This window comes from Streptomyces sp. LMG1-1-1.1 (assembly GCF_040815545.1).
Lineage (GTDB): Bacteria > Actinomycetota > Actinomycetes > Streptomycetales > Streptomycetaceae > Streptomyces.
Genome location: NZ_JBFPNH010000021.1, coordinates 125,540 through 142,354 on the forward strand (window position 1 = coordinate 125,540; position 16,815 = coordinate 142,354).

The 16,815-nt window shown below is 69.7% G+C and carries 16 protein-coding genes; 4 read left to right on the plus strand and 12 right to left on the minus strand.

What is annotated here, in order from left to right; translation table 11 throughout:
- Window positions 1-13: 13 nt before the first annotated feature.
- From MRBLMG1_RS11220 to MRBLMG1_RS11240, 5 genes are all read right to left on the minus strand, one after another.
- Entirely contained in the window at window positions 14-892 is an 879-nt protein-coding gene (locus tag MRBLMG1_RS11220; RefSeq protein WP_367823233.1) for a radical SAM protein, read from the minus strand.
- Entirely contained in the window at window positions 889-2,190 is a 1,302-nt protein-coding gene (locus tag MRBLMG1_RS11225) for a radical SAM protein (RefSeq protein ID WP_367823235.1), read from the minus strand. Before MRBLMG1_RS11225 ends, MRBLMG1_RS11220 begins: the two co-directional genes overlap by 4 nt.
- Window positions 2,191-2,194: 4 nt before the next feature.
- Window positions 2,195-2,554 carry a hypothetical protein gene (locus tag MRBLMG1_RS11230; RefSeq protein WP_367823237.1) on the minus strand — a complete coding sequence of 120 codons (360 nt, stop codon included), beginning with the start codon at window positions 2,552-2,554 and terminating at the stop codon, window positions 2,195-2,197.
- Window positions 2,555-2,766: 212 nt separating this feature from the next.
- The gene (locus tag MRBLMG1_RS11235) at window positions 2,767-3,003 is read right to left on the minus strand and encodes a hypothetical protein (RefSeq protein ID WP_367823239.1); all 237 of its coding nucleotides are present in this window, start codon (window positions 3,001-3,003) and stop codon (window positions 2,767-2,769) included.
- Between the two features lie 26 nt (window positions 3,004-3,029).
- Window positions 3,030-3,245 (minus strand): hypothetical protein, encoded by a 216-nt coding sequence (locus MRBLMG1_RS11240; RefSeq protein WP_367823241.1) that lies wholly within the window; start codon window positions 3,243-3,245, stop codon window positions 3,030-3,032.
- Window positions 3,246-3,480: 235 nt separating this feature from the next.
- On the opposite strand from MRBLMG1_RS11240, the gene MRBLMG1_RS11245 reads away from it, so the two are divergent.
- Entirely contained in the window at window positions 3,481-4,803 is a 1,323-nt protein-coding gene (locus MRBLMG1_RS11245) for a DNA-binding protein (protein ID WP_367823243.1), read from the plus strand.
- A 15-nt stretch (window positions 4,804-4,818) separates the two neighbouring features.
- Here the strand turns inward: MRBLMG1_RS11245 and MRBLMG1_RS11250 are convergent, their stop codons facing one another.
- Window positions 4,819-5,826, minus strand: coding sequence for an NAD-dependent epimerase/dehydratase family protein (locus MRBLMG1_RS11250; protein ID WP_367823245.1), 1,008 nt, complete (start codon window positions 5,824-5,826; stop codon window positions 4,819-4,821).
- A 213-nt stretch (window positions 5,827-6,039) separates the two neighbouring features.
- On the opposite strand from MRBLMG1_RS11250, the gene serS reads away from it, so the two are divergent.
- Entirely contained in the window at window positions 6,040-7,332 is a 1,293-nt protein-coding gene (serS, locus tag MRBLMG1_RS11255) for a serine--tRNA ligase (RefSeq protein WP_367823247.1), read from the plus strand.
- 276 nt (window positions 7,333-7,608) lie between these two features.
- On the opposite strand, the gene MRBLMG1_RS11260 is transcribed toward serS, so the two are convergent.
- The 6 genes from MRBLMG1_RS11260 to MRBLMG1_RS11285 form a co-directional block, all read right to left on the minus strand.
- The gene (locus MRBLMG1_RS11260) at window positions 7,609-8,400 is read right to left on the minus strand and encodes a plasmid replication/partition related protein (RefSeq protein WP_367823249.1); all 792 of its coding nucleotides are present in this window, start codon (window positions 8,398-8,400) and stop codon (window positions 7,609-7,611) included.
- Window positions 8,401-8,725: 325 nt separating this feature from the next.
- Window positions 8,726-10,426 (minus strand): relaxase/mobilization nuclease domain-containing protein, encoded by a 1,701-nt coding sequence (locus MRBLMG1_RS11265; protein WP_367823251.1) that lies wholly within the window; start codon window positions 10,424-10,426, stop codon window positions 8,726-8,728.
- Entirely contained in the window at window positions 10,423-10,983 is a 561-nt protein-coding gene (locus MRBLMG1_RS11270; protein ID WP_362250651.1) for a MobC family plasmid mobilization relaxosome protein, read from the minus strand. The genes MRBLMG1_RS11265 and MRBLMG1_RS11270 overlap by 4 nt, the downstream gene beginning before the upstream one ends.
- A gap of 396 nt (window positions 10,984-11,379) precedes the next feature.
- Window positions 11,380-12,306: a DUF2637 domain-containing protein gene (locus MRBLMG1_RS11275; RefSeq protein ID WP_414721539.1), complete on the minus strand. Its 927-nt coding sequence runs from the start codon at window positions 12,304-12,306 to the stop codon at window positions 11,380-11,382.
- Between the two features lie 364 nt (window positions 12,307-12,670).
- The gene (locus tag MRBLMG1_RS11280; protein WP_367823253.1) at window positions 12,671-13,948 is read right to left on the minus strand and encodes a DUF3631 domain-containing protein; all 1,278 of its coding nucleotides are present in this window, start codon (window positions 13,946-13,948) and stop codon (window positions 12,671-12,673) included.
- Between the two features lie 233 nt (window positions 13,949-14,181).
- The gene (locus MRBLMG1_RS11285) at window positions 14,182-14,412 is read right to left on the minus strand and encodes a hypothetical protein (RefSeq protein ID WP_367823255.1); all 231 of its coding nucleotides are present in this window, start codon (window positions 14,410-14,412) and stop codon (window positions 14,182-14,184) included.
- A gap of 94 nt (window positions 14,413-14,506) precedes the next feature.
- Between MRBLMG1_RS11285 and MRBLMG1_RS11290 the strand changes: the two genes are divergently transcribed.
- Complete coding sequence (locus tag MRBLMG1_RS11290) at window positions 14,507-15,190, plus strand: helix-turn-helix domain-containing protein (RefSeq protein ID WP_367823257.1); 684 nt, start codon at window positions 14,507-14,509, stop codon at window positions 15,188-15,190.
- Window positions 15,187-16,797, plus strand: coding sequence for a tyrosine-type recombinase/integrase (locus tag MRBLMG1_RS11295; protein WP_367823259.1), 1,611 nt, complete (start codon window positions 15,187-15,189; stop codon window positions 16,795-16,797). Before MRBLMG1_RS11290 ends, MRBLMG1_RS11295 begins: the two co-directional genes overlap by 4 nt.
- Window positions 16,798-16,815: the final 18 nt, after the last annotated feature.

Below are 16,815 nucleotides of genomic sequence, written 5' to 3' on the forward strand. Positions count from 1 at the left end.
TGGCTCCCTGGGCTCAGGCCGCCGCGCAGGCGTGCGACGCGGGGCGGCAGATGGCGGCGCAGTCGGGTCCGACACGGTCCTTCGACGGCGCTTCGAGGAAGCCCCTGATCTCGGCACGCGGGGCCTGGACGCTGACCCCGCCCGCGCCGTAGGGGCAACGCCGTATCTCGCCTTCGGCGGACATGTAGAGGGTCGCTGACCGGCAGGGATGGCCCTCGTCGCCGGACAGCTGCATCCGACGTAGATCATCGAGGTAGGACCGGTACGCGTTGGACAGACGGAAGCGTCCGGCAAGGGTCGCCGTGTCAGCCTCTCTGAGCTTCACAGAGTCCTGGAGCGATCCGCCGGCCCTGATCAAGCCCTGCTCGTTCAGGAGTACGGGGCTGAGCTGGACCTCAATGCCTGTCCCGGCGACGAGGCCGGCGATCTGCGCTGCCTCCTCCTCCGCCACGTCCAAATAGGTCAAGTGGAGGACCTTCGCGGGAACGTCCACGGCCAGCAGCGTCGCAACGGCGGAGGGCACGGTCCGGGTCGTCCGACCAAGGGCCATCGCGCCCTCGGAATCGGCCGAGACGGTGACGTTGGTCAGAAGGTGCTCGACCTCCGCGAGGGCGGTGACCTCGGCCTCGGTGCGGGCCGAGGTCACCATGGACACCGCCATGCCGAACTGGTGGGCCAAGCGGACGAGCTGCGGGAGCTGGGGGTGATGGGTCGGCTCGCCTCCGGTCAGGCAGACGCCCTCCACCCCGGTCTCCTTCAGCCGGGACAGGGCCCGGGTGTAGGTGTCGATGCTGAGGAAGCCGTGGGCGCGGTCGGCGCGGAAGCAGAAGCCGCAGGCGACCTTGCAGTGGCCTGCCGTCGAGATCAGCGCTGTGCGGGCGGGGGTGCTCATTGCACCCCCGTGTTGTCCCAGACCGCGATGGCCACGGTGCTGGTGTAGAAGGCGCACATCTGCGGGTCCGGGGTGTCGCCGCCGATGAGGGCCTGCTCGTTTCGGGACGGTCCGCCGCAGATGGCCAGGGCCGGGCAGTTGCCGCAGGCGGGGATCGGGGCGACTTTCTTGGCCGCGGCGGCCAGCAGGCCGGGGTTCTGGCGGAGCTCGTCGACGGTGTGGAGGAACGAGGACTCGGTGAAGTTGATGTCGCAGACGCTGACCCGGTTGCCGGGCAGCAGTGCGGCGTTCAGGCTGCGGTCGCCCTGCATGTGGTCGAACAGCATCGGCCGGCGGGTGTCGAGGGCCTGGAACGCGCGGTCGAGGACGGAGAAGAGCATCCCACCCCTGCCGAGTGCGGTCAGGCGGGCCTCGTACAGCTCGCGGGCCAGATCGGCGCCGTTGACTCGCCACTCACCCCCCGTGGGGATGGGGGTGTTGACGTAGATGAACTTCAGGCCGAGGTCGTCGATGATCCACCGCACGGTCTCGGCCAGACGCCCGATGTTCGATGCCGTGGGGGTGAGGTTGCATCCGACGTGCAGGCCCTTGGCCGCGACCAGGCGGCCGACGTTGCGGCGGATCCGGTCGTCGGCAGGCTGGCCGCCCAGGAGGAGCCGGTTAGCGGAGTTGATGCCGGGCGGGCCGTCGATGGAGATGCCGACGCCGTACTCGCGCTGCACGAAGTGGTCGAGGGCTTCGTCCGTAAGACGGGCGCCATTGGTGACGACGGTGCGGCGGACGCGTGCGATGCCGTGGCGGGCGGCGAGGGTGTCGGCGAGTTCGTCGCCGTACTTCATGAGGTCGAAGCGGATGGTCGGCTCGCCGCCGAACCACTGGATCGACACTTCTTCCTGGCCGGCGTTCTGCTCGAACAGGAACTCCAGGCCGGTGGCGAGCTCTTCCTCGGTCATGTCCGGCTTGCCGCTGTTGGTGTCGACGAAGCAGTACGTACAGGCCATGTTGCAGCGGTCGGTGAGGACCACCCGCAGCCCGCTGATCCGTTGCGGTGTCGGGTCGAAACCGAGGGCGTTGAGGCGGTTGTGGAGTGCTTCACGGCGGTCGGCGGCGGGGCCGTCCTGGGTGAAGCCGAGCCCGGCGAGGGCTTCATGGGTCGCGGTCGGGGAGACCCCGGCGAGGTCAGCGACCTCGCCGGAGTCGAGAAGCACACTTTCCAGGGTGACCGGGTCGAGGAGTACAGCCTCCCCGGCCCGGTCGTACTGGAAGTACTTCCCCCACAGCTGCAGGGGAGCGGCCACTGGGTCAGGCCGCCGTTTCCTCTTCGGCGATGCCCAGCTCGGCCATCACGGCGCGGACCTGCTCCTCGGCGCCGGCCTGGAGCTGGGCCGAGGCCGCGGGGCTGCCGCCGTCGGAGAGGACGATGACGCCGGGCAGCGTCGGGTTGGGCACGATGACCGTGAGGCCGGCGGGCTCGGTGCTGATGACCATGATCGCGTCGTTCAGCTCGACCCAGTCGGTGCGCTCCTTGAGCGCGTCGAGGATGCGACCCTGCTTCTCGCGGAAGGAGGCGCGCTCGCCCATCCACACACCCGCCTTGGACTTGGAGTCCACGACGTCCGCGTAGATCAGGTGGTTCTGCTTCTCTTTCCTGGGTTTCGGCATGCCGATCTCCTTGATGGAAGGGTGACTGCCCGGGTTGGGCAGCTCTGATCCGCTCTGCTGGCCGCCGGTCGGAGCGCCGACTGCACTCCGACCGGTTTGTTGCTCGGCGCCCAGGGGCGCCGTTTCCCACGCGTGGTCGTCTGGTTGACCGGCAACGGGCGGGAAGTCTGTTCAGCTCCGGGTGCCGTTGCCCCGTGCCGACTGGACGGTGGTCACCGAGTGTCCGCCGCCACGTTCGAGGCGCTCGGGAGCAGGGGCTGGAGCGATCCGGGATCCGCCGTCCACTCGCGGCCCGAGTCGTCCATCGGACGCATGTGCGCGACCCGCTTGACCACCTTGTCGGTGGTCTTCGAGGTGTAGATCAGGACGGTGGCGACGGTTCCGCGTCGTCCGCTGGAGGGCTGGACGACCTCTCGGCCGAGGAGCTGGTGGCCACGGTCGTCCGCCACCCAGAGATTCGCGTCGTTGGCCGTGATCACTGGGCACCCCCGAGACCGAGGAAGGCGTCGAACTGGGCGGAGCTCCAGGTGGCGGGATCACCGTGCTCGGTCCGGAATGCCTCCGCCGCCTGCGGCAAGCGGCGCCTCTCCAACGACGGGGCCGCGTCCGACTCCGCGTACGGGGCTACGGCTGCCTCGTACTGCGGGTTGGTCGCGCCGGGGGTTCGGCGGGGAAGCCGGGGGCTGCTCACGGTCCGTTCCCTTCGCTGGTCTCTTTGGGGTGGCGTAAGAGTCGCTCCGGTGCGGGTGTCACGGCCATGACGCGGCCAGTGTCATCTGGTGCCGACTTGGGTGTGTGGGGTGTCATGGAGGTGGCATCGGCATGTCATGTGCGCGGATTCCATTGCAGATCAAGCCTGTTGGCCGGTAGGCAACGCATAGGGACGGGGCGATGTGGTCCGTCTCCTAACTTTGAGGGAGCGACCGATGCAAGATCCGGCCACGCTGCTGCGGGTGTTAGTCCAGCAACGACGCTGGCGGTACCGGGACTTCGCCACCGCCTTCGCACGGGCGGCATCGCAGGCCGGCTTACCGGGCCTGTCGGTATCGGAGGCGCAGTTCCGACGGTGGACGTCGGGCCGGATCAAAACCCTGCCGGGACCGGATACATGCCGCGTGCTTGAGCACCTGTTCGAGGTGGAGACCGTAGCCCTTTTCGGTCCTCCACCTGCGTCGTCCCCGACCATGTCGGGGGCTCCCGCTGTGTACGACCTCGAAAGTGACATCGCCATGACCGCACGTGACGCCGCAGATGAAGCCGGTGCTGCCGCCGCGCAGTCCGTATCCGACACCACCATCGACCAGCTCCGCGACGATGCTCTTGCCCTCGCCCGCTCGTATGGGGCGGTGAGCGCGTTCGACATCTTCCGGCGCGCCAGAGTGCTTCGCACGGAGGCGGAACACCAGCGGGGGCTGACGCAGGTGCCTGCCCAGCAACAGGACCTGCTGATCGTGGCGGGGCAGGCGTGCGCGCTGCTCTCGACCGCCGCATTCGACCTCGGCTCCCTGGACGACTCGGCTCGCCTCGCCCGGTCGGCAGCCCTGTACGGGGAGATGGCTCGGTTCGATCCACTGCGCGCCTACGCGACCGGGTCCTTGGCGATCTGCGCCTATTTCACAGGGCGGCCGTCGGAGGCCGTACGGCAGGCCCGGACGGCGCTTGCATACGCCGGGTTGGGGGACACGGCCCGTCGCCGGCTGCTGTCCATCGAGGCTCGCGCCCACGGACACCTCGGAGATCACGAGCGGGCGAACCGGGCGCTTGTTGCATCGACCCGCCAGGATCGAGGGGAGCGCGACGAGCTGCACGACGGCGTGGGCGGTGAGTTCGCGTTCAGCGAGGAGCGCCTGTTGATGTCCAACGGCACGACGGCCCTGCTCGTCGGCGACGGGGTAGGTGCCGAGGCCACCGCGCAGCAGGCATTGGCCCTTGTCTCGTCCCGGCCGCCGGCCCGGCAGTCGGCGTCGGTGCGCGGGAAGGCCGCGGCCGACCTCGCCGCCGCGCAGCTCCTGCGGGGCGACCTGGACGCGGCGGCCGTGACGCTGGAGACGGTCTGGGCGATTCCTGAGGACCAACGCGTGGCGGGACTGCTGGAGCGCACCGGGACCTTGAGGCGGGCGCTAACCGCCCCCGCCTTCAGGGGGGCGGGCGCGGCGATCACGCTGGGCGAGCGGATCGAGGAGTTCGGCCGCCGCTCAGCGCCGAGGCAGCTGGGTACTGGGCGAGGACTGCTCGCCATCGACTCCTGACCCGCTCCGCCCTTCCTACCTTTGCCCGAGGGCAGTGAGGATCCGGGCCTCCTTGTCCGGGGCCACTCCGTGTTCGGACCACCTCGGGTGCTCGACCGGTCGTCCATCCGCCTGCATCCACGCCCAGGTGTCGGCGATGGTGTCCGCGAGCGGACGGCACCGGAGCCCGGCTGCTGCGGCACGGGAGGCGTCGACGGACCACACGCCGGCATGGGTACGCCACAGCGGAAGCTCTGTCCACTGCTTGACGTCGTGCGCCGTGAGGGTCGCAGCGTCGGTCCACACCGGATGGCCGACGCCGCCCGTGATCGCGAGGCATGCGCTGATGAAGTCCGCCCAGCTGATGCCCTCGGGGTGGGCGATGTTGAAGGCCCGCCCGGGGGTACCGGCCGCGGCCTGGTCGACGGCGAAGACGGCGACGTCGCGCACGTCGACGGGCTGGATGCGCTGCTCGCCCGGCGCCGGGACAACGATCGGGCCGCCGCGAAGGGCCCTGGTGAGCCACCACGGGAGGCGGCCGACGTACTCGCCGGGGCCCAGGATCACCCCCGGTCGTACGAACACCGAATCGTCCCCGAACACGGTCCTCACCGCGGCCTCTCCACCAGCTTTCTGGAATCCGTACTTCGTCGGGCTGCCGTCGGCGCCGGTGTGACCGAACGACTCGTCAGCATCCGGTGGGCACTCCAGCAGCGGAGAATCGTCAGTGAGCGGGTGGTGGGGCCAGCCCTGGTAAACGGACACCGTGGAGACGTGCACCCACCGGGCGGCAACCGGGCGCAGGGCCTCGGTGGCGAGGAGTACATCACGAGGCGAGAACTCGCTGCTGGAGGTGTCGATGACGGCATCCCACGGCCCTTGGCTGGCCAGCCGCTTCACGTCATCGGGGTCAGTCCGGTCACCGCGGACCGTGTCGGCGCCCTCCACCACACCGGAACGGCCGCGGTTGAAGGTTGTCACCTCCCAGCCCCGTCGCAGAGCTTCGTCAACAATCGCGCGGCCGAGGAACCAGGTGCCGCCCATCACCAAAATCCGCATGGGGTCGACCCTGCCACGAAGCACCGGACGGGCACCATCCCGGCCCTGGTCGAGGCTGGCGGGATCTGGACAATACATGGGCCCGGTGGCGCTGCGCCGTAGAGATCACACGGCGATATTCCGGATCAGCGACGGGTGGCTGTTGCTACCGTCGCTCTGGAATCCCCATCCCACTCGCTGGATAAAAAGGATCCCTTCATGCATGACGCCCGCGCCCTGATCGAAATGGGTGCCGAAGCTGTTCGCCGGCTCGCTCGTCGCGGTTACTCCCTGGACCTGTCCCGGCTGGAAGACCTCCAGTCCCGGCGCAACCAGAGCATCCGCTCAGCCGACGAGCTGCGGACGGAGGCCAAGCGGGTGGCGAGCGAGGTCCAGCAGACGGCCAAGCAGGGCGGCGACATCTCCAAGCTGAAGGAGCGCGCCCGCGAGCTGAAGGACCAGATCCGGGACATCGACGCCGAGCAGGAGCAGGTACAGGAGGAGCTGCGCGATCTGCTCCTCACCATCCCGAACCTGCCCGACGACGCGGCCCCCGACGGCGACTCCGAGGAGTTCGCACTCGAGGTCCGGCGCGTCGGCACCCCGCCGGCCTTCACCTTCGAACCGAAGGACCACGTCGACCTCGGCGAGAGCACCGGCATCCTCGACTTCGCCCGGGCGACGAAGCTGTCGGGCCCCCGGTTCGTCGTCTCCCGCGGGGCGGGCGCTGCCCTGGAGCGCGCACTGGCGACGCTCTTCCTCGACATCCACACCCGCCGGCACGGGTACGTCGAGCACGCGGTCCCGTACCTGGTCAGCCGCAAGACGATGACCGGCACCGGACAGTTGCCGAAGTTCGAGGAGGACCTGTTCAAGACCGGCGTAGCCGACCGTGAACTGTTCCTCATCCCGACAGCCGAGGTACCGCTGACCAACCTCTACGCCGACGAGATCATCCCGCCGGCCGACCTGCCGCTGGCACTGACCGCGCACACGCCGTGCTTCCGGTCCGAGGCAGGCTCGTACGGTCGTGACACCCGGGGCCTGATCCGCCAGCACCAGTTCGCCAAGGTCGAGATCGTCCAGATGGTCGACCCGGCGGACGCGGACGCCACGCTGGAGACGATGGTCGACCACGCCGAGGCGTGCCTGAAGGAGCTCGGCCTCGCGTACCGCGTCGTCAAGCTGGCCGCCGGTGACACGGGCTTCTCCGCCCAGCTCACGTACGACATCGAGGTCTGGATCCCGAGCCAGAGCACCTACCGGGAGATCTCCTCGGTCTCCAACTTCGGCACGTTCCAAGCCCGCCGCGCCAACATCCGCACCCGCGGCGAGGACGGCAAGCCCAAGCTCGTCGCCACCCTCAACGGCTCCGGCCTGCCCATCGGCCGCACCCTGGCCGCGCTCCTCGAGCAGCGCCAGCAGCAGGACGGCTCGATCGTCCTGCCCGAATCCCTCTTCCCGTACCTCGGCTTCCGCCGCATCTCGGCGGACGGAACACCGGAGGCGTAGCGCGTACCGGGCTCTGTTCGGCGAGCTCCGATTTCCATGGCCGCAGGTTGCCCGCCTCATCGAGGGTGAGCCGCGCCGGTAGGCGCAAACCTCTGGGGGCCAAGGCGCTTCGGCGCTGGCCCCCAGAGGCATCATGAGGTCAAGTCGGGCTATGGAGTCACGGGATGAGGACGCGACTCCGGAGGTGCCGGCCATCCATCTCGAAGGACCCGGTGAGGTGTGGGGCGGACGTGGCCCACCTGCCGAATGACCTTCCGTTGCCGGGCCCCACGGCGCTCAGGGGAGGTCACGCTCCCGCCATACAGCGTCCATTTCGGTCAGCGCGGTCATCGCGTGGGCGATGGTCTCGCGGGTGACGGAGCGGCCCGGAGCCTGGTACTGGGGGTCGTACTTGGCAAAGGTTCTGGTGCCCCGCGTCTGTGCCAGAGACGTCACGACGTCGCACAGGAGATAGGTCGCGACCCTGCGCTGTCGCGCGTCTTCCTTGAGGCGATCCCGGTGCTTGGTCCATGCCTGAAGCGCGGTGAGTTCGCCCATGACGACCGAGTCCGCGAGGTCAGGGGCCTCGGTGTGCAACCGGGCCAGGTACTCCTGGCTGGCATGTGCCCGGGCCTTGTTGGCGAGTGCGACCTCGTGGGCCTTGTCCAGACTGACAGTACGCGTGATGACCGGTTCAACGAGCTCGGGCTCGTGTCGCATGACCATGTCGGCGAGCTCCAGTCGGCCAGTGGAGACACCGGTCGTCTCACTGAGGGAACGCATCGCCTCCTCGGGGGAGAGGTGCTCGTGCGCCTTGGTGCCGGCCTGGGCCTTGGTAGCGATCATCGCGGCCTGTCCCGTGGTCAGTTTGCGCTGGCGGATGTTGACGGACAAGGCGTATCCGTCGGGATCATCGCCTTCGTAGGTGGTGAAGCGGGGTTCGACTCCGAGAGCCTTGCAGACGGCGAGTCGGTGGCGGCCATCGAGGATGGTCCCATCGGGGCCGAGGACGATCGCGTGACGCAGGCCGTGGGTCCTGACCGACTCGGTCAGTTCGTGGAGCTCCTCGTCGGTGAGCGGCGGGAACATGGCAGCGGTGGGGTGGAACTTCAGGGTGGTGCTCCTTGTGGTGTGGGTGTGCCGACAGCGCCGTGCGGTGCTGTGCGGCTTGGTGGGGTTGGGCGCAGGGCCCGGGCATGTAAATGGTCTGGGGAATCCCCGGTTTGCCTAACCGGGGATCGTCGGGTGTGTACGTCGGCCCTCCCACGGCGATCGCGTCCCGGATCCGCCTGTGCCCCTCGGCCCGCAGAACGGCCACGGTGGCGGTCGGCCATATGGGCACAGCCGCGGTGCGCTGCGGGGCAGACGTGTCCTGCTGAGGCGCAGCGCGGGTACCACTGAGGAGATTTCAGGGTCAGCGTCGCGGGCGGTTGGGCCGGACTCCGGGGACTGCTGGCGGCTGTGCGGCGGTGGCCTGCTGGCCAGTCACCGACGCCGTGGTCCGGAGGCGTGCGGCTTCAGCCCGAAGGTTGGGACTTGGGTTGCGGCTGGTGTGCTGGAGTCGGGTGATCAGGACGCGGGCCGGCTGGCGGGCTGTGCCCAGTTCGCGCTGGGCTGCGGCCTCCTTCAGGAGGTGGTGGGGTTGGTGGCCTCGGGCCTCCGCATCGGCTAGGAGGGCAGCGAGGGCGGGCCAGCTGGGGTCGGTGAGGATGCGGTCGGCTTGGTCGGGGACGGCGGCGCGGACGTCGTGGGCAAGGGTGCGGCGGGTCTCCTGCTTAGGTTGATGCTGTTCGAGTACGACGAGCGTGGGAGTGAGGGCCTGGTCGGCGGCTGCCTGTAGGTGGTGGAGGGCTTGACGGGCGGCGTCGGCTTGGTGGGCGTGGCCCTTGGCCTCGTGCCAGCGGTTGGCGATGATCCCGGCCCACAGGAGGGCGGCAATGAGGGCGACGAGGGCGCTGCCGTCGGGGCCGGTGGCGGTGTGGACGATGTCGCGGGCCGCGTTCCGGATGGCGTGGGCAGCGCGGTCTTCTGCCCGGGTCTGGGAGCGCTGGGCGCGTGCAAATGCCTTGGATGCGGCCTGGAGTTCGGCGCGGAGGTGGATGGGCGCCTTCTGGGATGTGGCTTCGAGGAGTTCACCGAGGGCGGTGATGTGTGCCTGGGCGTGCGTGTCGTCGGCAAGGTCGGTACGGAAGCTGTCGAGGGCTTCGGTGGCCTGGTGCCAAGCGGTGGTCGGGCGGTTGCGCCGGGCGGTGGGGTGTTCCTCGGGTTGGCTGGCTTCCAGGCGGGCCTTGAGCTTGGGGAGGGTGAGGTCGGGGGCGATCTTGCCGCCGGGGTGGAAGATCTGTTCGCCGTCCTTGTTGAGGTCGCCGGGGCGGCCGACGGCGTAGCCAAGGAGGTCTCCGGACGGTCCGCGGCGGGGTTTGACCGCGAGGCCGTCGGCTTCGAGGTAGGCGAGAAGTTCCTCGGCGCTGCTGGCGTGGGGGATGGCGGCGCGGATGCGGTCCTGGAGCCAGTCGCGGCTGGTCTGCTCCCAGCCGAGACGCTGGGCCTTGTGCATCTCGGCCTGGGTGGGCCGGCGTGCGGCAGTACCGTCGCCCTTCTTCAGTCGGCGCAGCCCGTAATCGGCCTCGATCTGGCGGCAGGCGTCGCCGACGCGGATGCCGCTGTCGTGGAGCCTGGGGCGGCGGCCGTCTTCGCGGACGGTGGTAGCGAGGATGTGGATGTGGTCATCCGCGTGGCGTACGGCGATCCATCGGCAGCCGAGGTCGTCTCCGGCCGGGGCGATGCCGGCGGCTTCGACGATCCGCTGGGCGATCTCGGCCCACTCGGCGTCGGAGAGGTGGCGGTCTTCGGGTGCGGTGCGGACGGGGCAGTGCCAGACGTGGTCGGAGACCTTCTTGCCGAACTCGCTGTTCCGAAGGTGGACGGGCTCGTCGAGGTGGCGGGCGAGCTGGGTGAGAGTGGCGTCCGGGTCCCGGCCGGGGTCGGGCATGCCGAGCATCGCGAAGCCGGCGACGATGTGCGGGTCGGTGTGCTCGTCGTGGCGGCCTGGGCCGTAGAGGTAGGCAAGCAGGCCACGGGTGTTGGACCCGGCCGGTTTGATGGCGGCGATCACGCGGCCAGGTCCTTCCTGGTGATGTCCGGTTCACGCAGGGCCTCGGCGATCAGCTCCAGCAGATCGTGCAGCTCGCCAAGGCGTCGGCGGATGTCGGGCGGGGTGAAATCGCTGTTGAGGGCGCGGGCGATCTGGTTGACGTTGACGCCGATGCGGTTGAGCTCGCGCAGCACCTGGGCGCGGAACATGTGGGTGCGGCGGCGGTCCTCGGACAGCGGGAGGTTGGCGGTGAACCGGCCGGTGATGAAGGCGAGGACGATGTCGGCGGCGAAGCCGGATTCCCCCTTGTAGCCGTTCTCGGCAGCGGCCTCCTGCAGCACGTTGTACTCGTCGCCGGTGAACCGCAGCGGGCCGACGCGGACGGTCCGTTTGGTGCCGGTGAAACGGCGGATCGCCGGCTGCATGCTCTGCACCGCTCGCTCGCCGGCCGTCGGTTCGGTGGCGGGTGTGGGGCGGAGGATTTGCTGCTGGACGGTGTGGAGCTCGTCCTGGTCGGGGCCGCCCTCGGTCCCGACCTCCCGGTCCGGCGCCCCCTGGCGTCGGGCCGTCTCCGCCACCCCCGGGGCGGAGATCCCCGAAGACCGGCCTTGAGTCGGACTCGGGGTACTACTGGCTCCGCCAGGGGCAGGCCGTCCGAACGCGTTCCACAAACGCTCTTTCAGCGTAGGCGACTTCGTCGGTATGGGCAGTTCGCCCGGGACGACTTCGGCATCGTGCGCGTCGTGCGGGTGGCGCGTCATGGGCAGTTCTCCGGATGAGGCAGAAGGGGCAGGCAGGTCGGCGGGGAAGGCCGGGCGACGTGCAGCCGGTAGTTGGCTGTCCACAGCTGTGGAGGAGTGGGCGCTGCGGGCGGGGTCCGGTGGGATTCCGGCGGTTTCGGGGTGTGGGCCGGCCGGGTTTCGGTGGCACCGGAAGTACTTCCGGTGCCACCGAAGGGCGTCGTTGCGGACGGGTCAGCCGGTGCTGCTGCCGACTGCGATCGCGGGGCCCGGCTCGACCATTTGGGCGTTCAGCTCGTCGCAGACGTTCTTCACGCGGGCGTTGCCGACCTTGCGGCCGCGGTTGACGCGGATCTCTTCGCCGACCTCGGTGGGGGAAGCGGTTCCCGTACGGGCCATAACCTCGCGCGCGACGGCCCGGATCTCGTCATCGGAGATGTCCTGCGGGCGCCCGGTACGCCGAGGCCGTGCTCCGGTCGGATTGGGGGGCTTGCTGGTGGCCTCGCCGCCCGGCGGGGTTGCGGTGTCGGCCAGACGATCGGGGTCGGGATGCTCCGTCGGCCCGTCGCCGTGATCCCTGCCTTCGCCAGGAGGGGCCAGCGGGACGACCACCTTGGCCGGGGGCATCGACTCCGGGACGGACACGGACTTTCGGTGGCCGTCGGGCCGCTCGACGAGCTGGTGGATCTGCCTCATCAGGACGCCGAAAGCAAGGAGCGCGGCGGTCGGCGGGACTGCGGCGACCACGTAGTCGAGCCAGTGCACAGTGCGGGCGTCGCTCGTTCCGCTCACGCCCGCCACGTTGAGCGCGATGGATCCGACCGACCCGATGGCGGTCACAGCGATGGCCCACAAGTCGGTGACTTGGCGCAGGCTCGCGCGGAGCATGAGCAGTTCGCCCGCGACGATGAACGCGTCGAGAGTTGCGGGCCACGCCCAGCGGCGGATCGGGGAATTGCCGAGGCCGTGTTGGCCGGCAACGTCGGCCAGGTGCGCGTAGGAGAGCCAGAACGCTCCGGCCGTCAGGAGGACGATGACGACTCCGGCCGCGATGAGCGCGAACCGTTCGGCAGTGTGGCCAGTTGCCGTCGGCCGCCCCTCACCGGGCCTGCTACCCGGCTGCGTGCGGCGTAGTGGTCGAAGGCGGGAGAGGAGAGTCAAGCGGGGATACTCCTTGGGGTAGTGGTGTGAAGCGTCTTGGGCGTCTTGGCCGTTGCAAGCGCTGGCCAGGGCCGGTACGGCAGGCCCGGTCGGTGTCCGTCTCGGCCGCGCCCCGGGCGGAGGCGGGGCGCGGACGGTACGGGACTGCTTTCCGTCTTGGCCTCACGGCCGGTGACCTGCGGCGATACGGCACGTACGCGTGGGACGGCACGAGACGGATGCGGGCGACGTCCCGGCGGTCTACACGGGCGACGGTGATCGTGTTGCCGTCTTGGGCCCGGTTGCCGTCTTGCGCGTATGCCCTCTGACCTGCGCGATCACGGCAGGGACGGCAAGGACGGCAACGAGCGGGGGCGGGGCGGGGTCAGCCCTGGGGGAGAGTGGGTGTGACTTCGACCGGGTGGACGGTCGGGCAGTAGCGGCGCCAGGGGTCGAGGAACTTGTTGCGCATGTAGCCCTTGCGCTGGGTTCCGTCGGCGATGCGGACGTTTCCGGGCTTGATGCCGAACTGCCGGAGCATCGAGCCGAGGTCGCGGGGGCTGAGCCCGCTGCGCCCCCACTCGGCCCACGGGCTCTCCGGGTCCTGGCGCAGGTGGTGGATCAGCTCCTCCGTGGAGAGGCTGTCGACCTCGCGCTGGGCGACGAAGACGCGCCGGATGTCGGCCAGGATGCGGGCCCCGCTGGGGTGGTCCTCCTCGGCCGCCGCCTCGGAGGCGACCATCTGCTCGCACGCGGTACGGGCGCGGCGCGGCCAGGTACCGGCCGCGAGGTCGGCGACGATGACCAGTGGCTCCCAGGTGTCGGCGGCCCGGTCCTCGACCGGCATCACCGGTTCCAGATCTGCGGCCTCGTCCACCAGGGGCGCCGCCCAGGCGGCGATGCGGTCGCGCAGGTCATGGAGGGACGGGATGTCCCGCCGCGACCGGAAGGGCCGGACGCTCTCGCCTTCCGCCCGTCGGCGCATACGGATGACCACCGACCGGTCCATGATCGTGTCAGGCAGGTCGCCGATCCCGGCGATGGCCGCCATGGCGAAGGTGGCGAACCGGTGAGGCGTGTGGTCGTTGCCGACCACCCGGGTCACGTAGCGGTTGCGCTGGTGGCCGGCGTTCAGCAGGCCACGCATCTCCTCGTTCTTCTCGGCCTGCTTCGGAGTGCCGAAGATCGTGTCCGCCTCGTCCACCAGGAGCGTGGGCGGCTCCTCGGTGATCGAGCGGAACACCGCCGCCGGCGTGGTGTTGATCGTGAGCATCGGCTCGTGGACCGTCTCGGTCAGCACGTCAAGCAGCCGCGACTTGCCGCACCGCTTCGCCGGCCCCACCACCGCCAGGCGCGGGGCGTGCTGCCACGAGGGCTGGAGATGCGTCGCCGCCACCCACAACGTGACGGCGTCGAGAGCCTGCTCGGAGGGCAGGATCACGAACTTCGCTATCCGCCGACGCAGTTCGTCCAGCAGGGCCGATCCTGCCGTCGGCTCGGGGTCCGGTTCCGTCTCCTCGGCAGGCTCGTCCGCCACGGCGCCCTCGACGCCGTCAGCGGCAGAAGCCTGGCCGATGTACTCGCCGGGCTTGCCGGGGGCGACAACCGGCGGCCACGCGGGCTTGTCGGAGTTGGAATAGGGCTGGGGTTCGGGGTGTTCCACAGGGCAGCTCCTCGTCTGGCGGTGGCGGGCTCGCACGCCCTTGCCGCCGGGTTGGTTCTTCCAGGGCCGTTCGGGGTTGCTCGGGCCTCCGGCGTCGCACCGCCGGGGGCCCATCCCCTTCTCGCGGGCGTCAGGCCACCGCGAGGGAACACGGACAGTACGTCCACGCCTGGCCACAGTCCAGCGCTTCTGTGTCAGCTCAGCGCAGAACTGCCTGCTATGTTGCTTCGCCCTCAAGCGGCCAGCCCCAGCAGATTCAGCAGATCGGCGGTCACCACGCGGTACGCCTTGCCCAGGCGCAGGACCTTGCACGGGTACTCGCCTCGCTTGGCCAGCTCGTAGCCCTTGCTCCGCCCGAGGCCCAGCGCACGGTTGCCCGTGTCCAGGTCAACGGCGACTGGAAGGGTCAGCAGTTCCTCGCGAGTCATGCCCTTCGCCTGCTCGGCCATCGCCTCATCGCGCATGCAGCGCTCCTCTCGTCACAGCCCTCGGCGAACATGCCCAACACGTCCGGCTCCAGGCGGCTAGGAACCATCATGAGCGAGCTACTGTGTCTGCATGACACAACGCGGTTTCGATGATGAAGAGGACGACGACTTCCCGGAGTGGGTGGACCGGATCAAGGCCAACGTGGCCGGCGAGGTCCGGCGACGGAGAAAGGAGATGGGATGGAGCGCACAGGACCTGGCCGACCAGTGCGAGCGGCTCGGGCACCCGATCCCACGCAACGTGATCGCCAACATGGAGTCCGGACGCCGGGCCACCCTTCCGCTGGTGGACGTCATCGTCCTTGCCGCAGCCCTGGAGACGTACCCGGTCTGCCTGATCTTCCCGATCGGGTACGTCGATCAGACCCAGGAACTTCCATTCCAGAGACTCGTCCCCACCTGGGACGCCCTACGGCGCTTCACCGGCGAACAGGAGGTGCCCGAACGCGACGCGGGCATGGTCCCCGACTTCGAGCTTCACGCCAGACTCACGCGCACCGCGCTCGCCGCGCTCGAAGAGGAAGAACGGGCACGGTTCGCCGCCAAGACGGCCACCAGCCGCGCCCAGCAGGAAGAAGCCGAACGCAGGCGGACCGAATACGCCGACCAGGCCATCTCCGCCAAGTACAACCTCCGCCACCTCCGCCGGGACATCCGCGACGAGGGAGCCACCCCACCCGACCTGCCACCCGCACTGGGCGATGTCGACCCGCCCGAAACCGACCCCAACACCACCATGGAGGAAAGCCTTTGAAGGGCTCCACCTACCGCCGCTGCTCCTGCCGTGACCCGAAGTCCGGCAAGGAACTCGGCTCCGCCTGCCCGAAGCGCAACAGCAGGAATCACTGCACCTACTCCATACGCCAGGAGCTGCCGCCCCGCGAGGACGGCGGCCGGCGGTCCTTCGCGCGGGGCGGGTACGACAGTCTCAAGGCCGCCCAGGCCGATCTCGACCACGTGCGGGCTCTCCTGGGGCTCGCCGAGGTCGACGACCCCGAGGGCATACAGCTGGTCGCCGCGATGCTGGCCGAGGTCAGCGGCGAGAAGCTGCCCCTGCCCGACGTGGAGGAGACCCGGCGCCGGCTCAGGGCCGGCCAGGATCTCATCGGCAGCCTGACCGTGGCCGAGTGGCTGGACCGGTGGCTCGCCGGCAAGCGCATCCGGAAGTCGGGCATCAGCCGGTACGAAACCGACGTCCGCGTGCACCTCAAGCCGCACATCGGCCACCGACGTCTCGACCGGCTGCGCGTCAGCCACCTGAGCGACATGTTCACCGCGATCACCGACGCCAACGCCGAGATCCTGGAGCAGAACGCCCAGAGGCGTGCGGCGGTCGAGGAGTTGGCGACCGTCCCGTGGAAGGGTGTGGCGAACCGCGCCCGCCGCAAGGCCATGAAGGCCGCGATCGACGCGATGCCGCCCTTCCGCCGCGTCACCGGACCCGCCACGCGCCAGCACATCAAGGCGACGCTCCGCGCGTCCCTCAACGACGCGATCGGGCAGCAGATCATCACGTTCAACCCGGCGGCCCACGTCGAGATCGACCCGGTCCGCAAACCGAAGGCTCTCGTGTGGACGGACGAGCGGGTCGCCAAGTGGGAGCAGACCGGCGAGAAGCCGTCCCCCGTGATGGTCTGGACGCCGGAACAGACCGGGGCCTTCCTGGACTTCGTCGCCGAGGACCGGCTGTACGCGATGTGGCACCTGATCGCCTTCCGCGGCCTGCGACGAGGTGAGGCGTGCGGGCAGCCCTGGTCGGAGACCAACCTTGACCGGCACTCCCTCACGGTCACCGGCCAGCTTGTCCAGGACGGCTGGGAGGTCGAGGCATCCGAGCCGAAGACGGACAGCGGCTTCCGTGTCGTGGCCCTGGACGACGACACCGTCCACGTCCTGAAGCGGCACCGCGAACAGCAGGAGGCCGACCGCGCGGAGTGGGGGTCGGCCTGGGTCAACACCGGACTCGTCTTCACCCAGGAGGACGGATCCTGGCTCCACCCGGGCAAGGTCACCGACCTCTTCGAGCGCCTCGTCGCCGCCTCTGGCCTCCCGCCGATCCGGCTGCACGATCTCCGGCACGGCGCCGCCACGCTCATGCTGGCGGCCGACATCGACATCAAGATCGTGTCGGACACGCTCGGGCACAGTGACACCCGGATCACGCGCGACATCTACCAGAGCGTGCTCCCCCACGTCGGCAAGAGCGCCGCCGAGGCCACCGCCAAGCTGGTCCCCCTCCAACGCAAGGCCGACCAGGAGGAGCGGGCCCGGAAGGCCGCCAAAGAGGCGAAGAAGGCCGAGAAGGCGAAGGCCAAGGGGAAGAAGAAGGGCAAGGCCAAGAAGGCCGCACGCAAGGGCTGACAGCCGCTCCGCTCACGC

Bases quoted from the DNA above. Each gene is read 5' to 3' on its own strand.
- MRBLMG1_RS11220 (WP_367823233.1), bottom strand. From the start codon at position 892: ATGAGCACCCCCGCCCGCACAGCGCTGATCTCGACGGCAGGCCACTGC.
- MRBLMG1_RS11230 (WP_367823237.1), bottom strand. From the start codon at position 2,554: ATGCCGAAACCCAGGAAAGAGAAGCAGAACCACCTGATCTACGCGGAC.
- MRBLMG1_RS11245 (WP_367823243.1), top strand. From the start codon at position 3,481: ATGCAAGATCCGGCCACGCTGCTGCGGGTGTTAGTCCAGCAACGACGC.
- MRBLMG1_RS11250 (WP_367823245.1), bottom strand. From the start codon at position 5,826: ATGGGCGGCACCTGGTTCCTCGGCCGCGCGATTGTTGACGAAGCTCTG.
- serS (WP_367823247.1), top strand. From the start codon at position 6,040: ATGCATGACGCCCGCGCCCTGATCGAAATGGGTGCCGAAGCTGTTCGC.
- MRBLMG1_RS11260 (WP_367823249.1), bottom strand. From the start codon at position 8,400: ATGTTCCCGCCGCTCACCGACGAGGAGCTCCACGAACTGACCGAGTCG.
- MRBLMG1_RS11285 (WP_367823255.1), bottom strand. From the start codon at position 14,412: ATGCGCGATGAGGCGATGGCCGAGCAGGCGAAGGGCATGACTCGCGAG.
- MRBLMG1_RS11290 (WP_367823257.1), top strand. From the start codon at position 14,507: ATGACACAACGCGGTTTCGATGATGAAGAGGACGACGACTTCCCGGAG.